The sequence below is a fragment of the Rhizobacter sp. P2_H2 genome, from assembly GCF_056403375.1.
In genome coordinates, this window is the sequence record NZ_JBFUFP010000622.1 from 1 (window position 1) to 3,250 (window position 3,250).

Annotated in this window: 5 protein-coding genes; all 5 read right to left on the reverse strand. The window is 70.7% G+C overall.

What is annotated here, in order from left to right; genetic code table 11:
• Positions 1 to 3: 3 nt before the first annotated feature.
• Positions 4 to 669 carry a ligase-associated DNA damage response endonuclease PdeM gene (gene pdeM / locus AC1D15_RS23560; protein ID WP_477827885.1) on the reverse strand — a complete coding sequence of 222 codons (666 nt, stop codon included), beginning with the start codon at positions 667 to 669 and terminating at the stop codon, positions 4 to 6.
• 27 nt (positions 670 to 696) lie between these two features.
• Positions 697 to 1,353: a nucleoid occlusion factor SlmA gene (gene slmA, locus AC1D15_RS23565; protein ID WP_047500819.1), complete on the reverse strand. Its 657-nt coding sequence runs from the start codon at positions 1,351 to 1,353 to the stop codon at positions 697 to 699.
• 20 nt (positions 1,354 to 1,373) lie between these two features.
• Positions 1,374 to 2,075 (reverse strand): pyrimidine 5'-nucleotidase, encoded by a 702-nt coding sequence (locus tag AC1D15_RS23570; protein WP_465111183.1) that lies wholly within the window; start codon positions 2,073 to 2,075, stop codon positions 1,374 to 1,376.
• A complete protein-coding gene (gene cueR, locus AC1D15_RS23575; RefSeq protein WP_465111182.1) occupies positions 2,072 to 2,458 on the reverse strand; it encodes a Cu(I)-responsive transcriptional regulator in 387 nt (128 codons plus the stop codon). Before cueR ends, AC1D15_RS23570 begins: the two co-directional genes overlap by 4 nt.
• On the reverse strand, positions 2,455 to 3,250 hold a 796-nt coding region (locus AC1D15_RS23580; protein WP_477827886.1), incomplete at its 5' end, for an HAD-IC family P-type ATPase. The genes AC1D15_RS23580 and cueR, both read right to left, overlap by 4 nt.

The window sequence follows — 3,250 nt, forward strand, 5'->3', positions numbered from 1 at the left end:
CCGTCAGCCGGATTCTTGAGCGCCCGGCACCGGCAACACCGCCGCGTCGGCCACCGCGAAGACCCGCTCGCCCGGCGCTGGACGGATCGTCTTCAGCCCGGTGAACGCACCGAAGGCCGGCAGCACGCCGACGCGATCGCCGAACCAGAAGCACGGCAGCCGCACATGATCGTGCGGCCGCCCGCCCAGCACGATGCCCGGGTGCAGGTGACCCGCCAGCACATAGGCGCCGTCATGCGCCATCGGGTGGTGGCACAGCGCCAGTCCGTCGACCCGCAGCGGCTCGTCGACGACCTCCATGCGCGCCCAGGCGGGCGGGTCGCCGGCATGGGCGTCATGGTTGCCGCGCACCAGCGTCAGATGCAGGTCCGCGTGCTGCTCGCGCCATTGCGCGAGCGCGCCCAGCGTCGAGGCCGCATGCGCATGCACCGAGTGCAGGAAATCGCCGAGGAACACGATGCGCCGCGCGCCGTGCCGCTCGACCAGGTCAGCCAGCCGCGACAGCGTCTCGGTGGTCGTCGCCTCCGGCACCGGCACGCCGAGCCTTTGGTACGACACCGCCTTGCCGAGGTGGGCATCGGCCACGAGCAAGGCCTGTTGCGCCGGCCACCAGGCGGCCTTCTCCGGCAGCAATGCCAGGCGCTGGCCGCCGACGTCCGTCGTGACCATGGCCAGGCGGAAAGAAGGAGGCCGGCGTCAGCCGACCAGCAGGCGCAGCGCGGCGTCGAGGTGCTCGGTCGGCACGCGCTTGAAGCCCGAACGCGCATAGCGCTGCAGGCGGCCAACCGCGAAGCCGGTCAGCACCGAGGCCTGCGCGTTCGCATCGACCGTCGGCGTCGACGAGCCGGCCGCTTCGGCGGCGCTGCGCAGGCTCTGGCGCAGCTGCGACTCGATGCGGTCGAAGAACTGGTTCATGCGGGCGACCAGGCGCTCGTTCTCGAACACCAGCGCATCGCCCACCATCACGCGCGTCATGCCGGGGTTCTTCTCGCCGAACTGCAACAGCACAGTGAGGATCTTCTGCGCCTGCACGACACCGCTCGTCTCGCGTTCGGTGATCTGGTTGACCAGCGTGAACACGCTCTGCTCGATGAACTCGATCAGGCCTTCGAACATCTGCGCCTTGCTCGCGAAATGGCGGTACAGCGCCGCTTCGGAGACATCGAGCTTGCCGGCCAGTGCCGCCGTCGTGATGCGGTCGGCGCCCGGCTGCTCCAGCATGTGGGCCAGCGTCTGCAGGATCTGCACGCGGCGCTCGCCAGGCTTCGGGCGCTTGCGGCCCGCCGGCTCGGCCACCGCGTCGGCTGCCACCTCGGGACTGGTGTCTTCGGGGATGGCAGGGGTGTCGGTCATCGCGGCAGTCGAAGTTGTCACTACAGGGTATGGAGCTTGTTCAGCGATCGAATTCTTGCATACACATAGGGGGGCTTGCGGCAAGGGTGAACGCCAACTTCTGTGCTGTTGTTCGCAACTTTGGCCGTCTTCAGGTAGCGCTGCATCCACGCCGTGCGCATGCCGATGCGGTGCGCCGCCTTCTGGTGCGCCAGCGTGTCCTCGACCAGCACGCAGCGTCGCGGCGCCACCTTCAGCCGCACCGCGACCTGGCGCAGCATGCGGGCGTCGGGTTTCGGGCGCAGGTCGCCGAACATCGTCATCTCGTCGATGCTGATCACGCCGTCGAACACGTCGGTGAGGCCGAGCGCCCGCAGCACGCGCAGCGCGTAGGACCGCGGGGCGTTCGTCAGCAGGATCTTGCGGCCGCGCAGGCGCCGCAGCGCGGCGCGGTCGTGCGCATGGGTGCGCAGGCGGTCCTCGAGGCCGGGCAGGCGGTGCGTCTCCTCGAGGAAGTGGCTCGCGTCGACGCCGTGGTGGCGCACCAGGCCGAGCAGCGTCGCGCCGTAGCGGTCCCAGTAGTGCTGGCGCAGCGCCGACGCCTCGGCCGTCGACAGGCCCAGGTGCGCGGCGATGTAGTCGGTCATCGCCTGGTTGGTGGGGCCGAACGCGGCAAGGGATGCGTCATGCAGCGTGTTGTCCAGGTCGAACAGCCAGACGGGTGCGCGGCGCCGGCCGCTCATTCGGCCAGCTCGTCGAGGATCGGGCAATCGGGCCGCTGGTCGCCATGGCAGCAGCTCGCCAGGCTCGACAGCGTGCGCTTCATCGCCTCCATCTCGGCGATGCGGCGATCGAGATCGGCGATGTGGTCGAGCGCGATGCGCTTCACGTCGGCGCTGGCACGCCGCCGGTTCTGCCACAGCTTCAGCAGCTCGCCGATCTCGGCCATGCCGAAGCCGAGGTCGCGGGCGCGCCGGATGAAGCGCAGCGTGTGCACCTCCTTGTCGCCGTACTGGCGGTAGCCGGCATCGGTGCGCACGACCGGCGGCAAGAGTCCCAGCGATTCGTAGTGCCGCACCATCTTCGCCGACACGCCCGAGCGTTGCGCCGCTTCGCCGATGTTCATCGAGCCGCTCCCTTCCAGCGCCGCAGCAGCAGCGCATTGCCGACCACGCTGACGCTGCTGAAGGCCATCGCCGCGCCGGCGATCACCGGGTTCAGCAACCCGAAGGCGGCCAGCGGGATGCCGACCACGTTGTAGACGAAGGCCCAGAACAGGTTCTGGCGGATCTTGCGCTGCGTGAGCCGCGCGATCTCGAGCGCATCGGCCACCAGCCGCGGGTCGCCGCGCATCAGCGTGATGCCCGCCGCCTGCATCGCGACATCGGTGCCGCTGCCCATCGCGATGCCGACATCGGCGGCCGCCAGCGCCGGTGCATCGTTGATGCCGTCGCCGACCATCGCGACGCGCGCGCCGCCATGGCGCAGCGATTCGACGAGCGCCGCCTTGTCCTGCGGCAGCAGCGCGGCATGGACCTCGGTGATGCCCAGCACCTGCGCCAGCTTCGCCGCCGCACCGGCGCTGTCGCCGGTCAGCAGCAGGCAGCGCACGCCGAGCGACTGCAGCTGGTGCACCGCCTCGGCCGCGGTCGGCTTCGCGGCATCGCCGAAGGCGAGCAGGCCGCGCAGCCGCGGCACGGCGCCCGCCTCGGCCAGCCACGAGACGGTGCGGCCCTCGGACTGCAACGCATCGGCCCGGGCCTGCAGCGGCGACAAGGCGATGCCCTGCTCTTCCATGAAGCGACTGCTGCCGAGCAGCAGCGCGCGCCCGCCGGCCTCGCCCGACAATCCGCGGCCGGCAACGCTGCGCACGTTGCCCGCCGTCGTGATCGCGATGCCGTCGCGCTTTGCCGCCGCC